The sequence below is a fragment of the Chitinophaga sp. genome (genome assembly GCF_036569125.1).
In the GTDB taxonomy this organism is placed as follows: Bacteria; Bacteroidota; Bacteroidia; order Chitinophagales; family Chitinophagaceae; genus Chitinophaga.
Genome location: NZ_DATCRF010000468.1, coordinates 1 through 4,038 on the forward strand (window position 1 = coordinate 1; position 4,038 = coordinate 4,038).

Here is a 4,038-nt window from a genome sequence, read left to right on the forward strand (position 1 = left end):
ATCTACCGGGTGCATCCGCATGGCATTGATCTGGCTTATGTGCCAAAGGATCAGTTAAGTTATGAATTGTGTTTCCGGGCGGTTAGCGGCCATCAGTATAACTATAATCATGTGCCTGCAGCTTTTAAAGATGAGCGCATGAATATTGCCCTCATTGCCGGTGGTAACCTGCAGGATACGCACTGTAAGGATCTTCCTTCAAGGTACTATACCAGCGGATACATTAAACAGGCCATAGACCTGGGAATGCATGTTATCAAAAACATTCCTGCCCGTTTGGTTAGTAAGGAAGTATATGAGTATGCTGCCGCAAAATACGGTCAGGAGCCTGAATGGCCCTTTATTGTGGAGCAATATGACCGGCAAAGATGGCGCAGGGCATCGGAATCAGAATTTGATTACGACACCTTCAGCAAGGTATGGGCCTGCTTTTGGGATGAGGAGTTTATTATTAAAGCAATTAGATCCGGTGAGCGCATTTACGACCTGCCGGCGGAATACCTTACTCAGAAGATCTGTGAGATCGCTGTTGCAAAGGATTCATATGATTTCCAGTTTGTGCCTGAACACCTGGTAACTCCAAAGATGTGCGAAACCGCCTGCGCTATGGATTATGGCGCTGCGCTTGAGTATGTACCCTTGGCCTTACGTAATGCAAAGGTATGCGAGCTGGCTTTAAGCAGGGATATCGCTAATATTAAATTCATACCCATTGCGCTGCGGACTATAGCATTTTGTACAGCGGCCATTTTAAAAGACAGTGGCCTGAGTAAATATGTTCCGCATGAGCATTACGAAGCAGCCTTTGAAACACTTTTTGTAAGATATAAGAACCGCTTTTCCCCAGACTACCTGCTCCTGAACTGGGGCTTAGGGCGGATCCTGAACAGGAAATATGAGGCGGCAAGGGCGAAGCTGGCAGAAGTGGAAAATGCAGCCAGCACCCGTGACGATTACCGTCATCAGGCTGTTTATTACATTGGCTGGAGCTACTTCCTGGAAGGTAACACCGATAAAGCCGGTGAATACTGGCAAAAGTCGCAGGACATTGCCAAATCACAGAAAATAGAGGAGGAGTACTGGTTAACATATCCCTATGCAGGCTTTCAGTTACCGGCTGTTCCTTCGGTATATGAGTTCAGCCAGGCGGAATTTGATGAGCGGATGAAGGAAGCAACTTTGCTGGTGCAGGATAATAGCTATGCAGCTGCAATTGATATACTTTCCCTGGCCGAAAAGCAGCTCAGGGATGCACAATGTTCAGAAATGAGATTGTGGGCCTATGTATGGGATTACCAGCGCTACGCGCTTTATGAAGCGGGCCGGAAAGATGAATCGCTTGCACTTTGCCGCAGCGTTATTGCCGAACTGGAAAAGCTTACACTGTGGGATTACCTGGAAGAGTTTAATCCCATCCGTGCAGCAATACGCAGCGCACATAACAGCTTAGCTTATTATTGTTATGAAACGGCAACGGACCTGAACATCCTGCTGGAAGGCATTAAGCATATTAAAACAACGATGAAGACCATCGCCCCGATCGAAGATAAGGAGGTGCTCAATCCTTTTTACGAAACCCAGGCGCTGCTCTTACACAAGGCCACCAGCTTTGATGCAGGCTATCAAAAGGACCTTGAAAAAGTGATCGCTAAGATCAAAAAGCTTAAGCTGAAGGAAAATGGTATATTAAGTGATGAGCTGACTGGAAAAATAGGATTTTAATGATATTACAGACCTGCCATTACAAACACTCGCCTAATATTCTCAATCCTTCCTCTAATTGCGCTTCGGCTAGTGATCCATATCCCAGCCGCAGGCCATTTACAGGTTCTTTGAAGCTGTAAAGCTCAGGCGTGAATATTTTTATTCCCTTTTTCCGGAGCCGTTCCGATACCTTTTTCCAGTCGGTATCCTTCCTGGGAGTGATCCAGAATGCCAGGCCTCCTTCAGGAACAATATAGTCTGCCTTGTTTTTCATGTACTGGTCCAGCAGGCTTGCTACCTGATCTCTTTTGGTCTTGTAATGCTGCGTAGCCTTACGGATATGACGTTTGAGCGTGCCGTCCCGGATCAGCTCAAGGATAGCCTGCTCCATGATATTATCGCTCTGCACATCAATGATCTTCCGCAACGCTCCAACCCGTTTTATAAAAGAAGGGTCGTTGGAGGATAGGTAACCGATCCGTAAGGCCGGGGCAACCACCTTGCTTAAGGTACCTACATAGATATAATTCTTCAATTCCGGGTAGCTGGATAGGGGCATGATAGGGCGGTAGCCGAAATGGAATTCATTGTCATAATCATCCTCAATGATCATGAAACCATATTTATTTGATAGCTGGATCAGCTCCAGCCTTCTTTGCAGGCTTAACATCACGGTGGTGGGGTATTGCCGGTGCGGTGTGGTATAAACAGCCTTCACCCTTTTATGCCGTTTCAGTATTGCTTCAATGTCCTCTACCATCAATCCATTCTGGTCCACGCCCAGGGGGATCAGTTTTGCGCCTGCGCTTTCAAAGGCTTTCCAGGCAGGTTGATACCCCGGGTTCTCCACCAGCACAACATCTCCTTTTTCTATCAGGCACTGTGCGGCCAGGTAGGTGGCCATCTGGCTGCCACGCGTGATACAAACCATGTGCTCGTCCAGCTTCAGTCCCCGCTGGAGGTTCAGCATTTGTACAATGGCCTTCCTGAATTCAATATCGCCCAGCTCATTGCCATATCCCATCATCTGCCATTTGGCTTTCCGGTTAAAGATCTGGCGGTATGCCCTGGCCAGCTCCGCAACCGGGGCAATCCTGCTGTCGGGATGCCCGTCATCAAAATGGATCCGGCAGCTGTCCTTTTCAACATCTTCCGGCTTGGAGCTCCGCTGTGACGACCGGCTTTTCCTCAGCGCAGGCAGGGCGTCAGACACGAAGATGCCTTTTCTTTCCCTGGATACCAGCCACTCTTCATTCAACAGCACATTCAATGCTTCTACAACGGTGTTCCGGTTCACCTGCAGATCCTGCGCCAGCATTCTGCTTCCCGGTAAAGCAGTTCCTTTTGTTAACCTGCCCGATTGTATATCTGCAATAACGGCATCGGCTATCTGCAGATAAATAGCCTTACCGGATCTGTGATCTAACTGTATTTCCAATTTCCATGGTCTTAGCATCTGGACTAGCAATTTTTGTGAAAACTGTATCAGTTTGGTAGTCCAAAGTTAGGATACTTTTGTTTTGCAATAATGCATAGGACCAATAAATATTATTAAAGATGTCAACAACAACAACCAAGCAGTTCAGCTCAAAAGATTTCCATCAGACCTTTGCAAGACCGCAATATGTAAAACCTCCCTATCTCATTCATAAGAATGTGGAACAGGCAGGCGTGCACAATCAGTTCTCCACGGAGCGCAAACACCCGGTATTCTTTGTGGACCTGCCCAGCAAGAATGTAAGTATGACTATCGGCGGTTTGCTGCCCGGGCAAATAACCAACCGTCACAGGCATACCTACGAAACGGTATTGTATGTGCTGGAAGGAAAAGGCTGGACAGAAATTGAAGAGGAGCGTGTAGAATGGGAAGCCGGTGATGCCGTTTACATTCCTTCCTGGGCATGGCACCGGCATAAGAACCTGAGCGATGCAGAACCTGCAAAATATATTGCCTGCGAAAATGCCCCGCAGCTGCAGAACCTTGGCGTAGCGCTCCGGGAAGAAGAAGGAAGGGATCTTTAATCTAAACTCAAAAAGTAACATGAAGCATATTCCATTTAAGGGTGTTATCGCTTATCCCATCACACCCTTTGACAAAGACGGGAAAGTAGATATCCCGTTGTTCAAAAGGCTGGTAGAACGTTTGGTGAGCTCAGGCTCACACGGCATTGCCCCATTGGGCAGCACAGGCGTATTGCCTTACCTTACCGATCCCGAAAAAGAAGCCATCACCGAAGCAACTATCCAACAGGTAGCCGGCCGTGTTCCAACATTGGTCGGGGTATCCAATCTTACTACGGATAAAACGATCTATCATGCCCGGTTTGCAGAAAA

The 4,038-nt window shown here is 47.5% G+C and carries 4 protein-coding genes; 3 read left to right on the forward strand and 1 reads right to left on the reverse strand.

The window, feature by feature from the left end:
- Positions 1-1,722: hypothetical protein (locus tag VIM87_RS17480; RefSeq protein ID WP_331998245.1), on the forward strand; the 1,722-nt coding region annotated here is incomplete at its 5' end.
- A gap of 19 nt (positions 1,723-1,741) precedes the next feature.
- Here the strand turns inward: VIM87_RS17480 and VIM87_RS17485 are convergent.
- Positions 1,742-3,142 (reverse strand): PLP-dependent aminotransferase family protein, encoded by a 1,401-nt coding sequence (locus tag VIM87_RS17485; RefSeq protein ID WP_331998246.1) that lies wholly within the window; start codon positions 3,140-3,142, stop codon positions 1,742-1,744.
- 119 nt (positions 3,143-3,261) lie between these two features.
- Here VIM87_RS17485 and VIM87_RS17490 point away from each other — a divergent pair, with 119 nt between their 5' ends.
- Together VIM87_RS17490 and VIM87_RS17495 are read left to right on the forward strand one after the other, a co-directional pair.
- Positions 3,262-3,726 carry a cupin domain-containing protein gene (locus tag VIM87_RS17490; protein ID WP_331998247.1) on the forward strand — a complete coding sequence of 155 codons (465 nt, stop codon included), beginning with the start codon at positions 3,262-3,264 and terminating at the stop codon, positions 3,724-3,726.
- Between the two features lie 19 nt (positions 3,727-3,745).
- Positions 3,746-4,038: dihydrodipicolinate synthase family protein (locus VIM87_RS17495; RefSeq protein ID WP_331998248.1), on the forward strand; the 293-nt coding region annotated here is incomplete at its 3' end.

What these genes read in the sequence shown, in the direction of transcription:
- VIM87_RS17490 (WP_331998247.1), top strand. Translation starts at nt 3,262, where the DNA reads ATGTCAACAACAACAACCAAGCAGTTCAGCTCAAAAGATTTCCATCAG.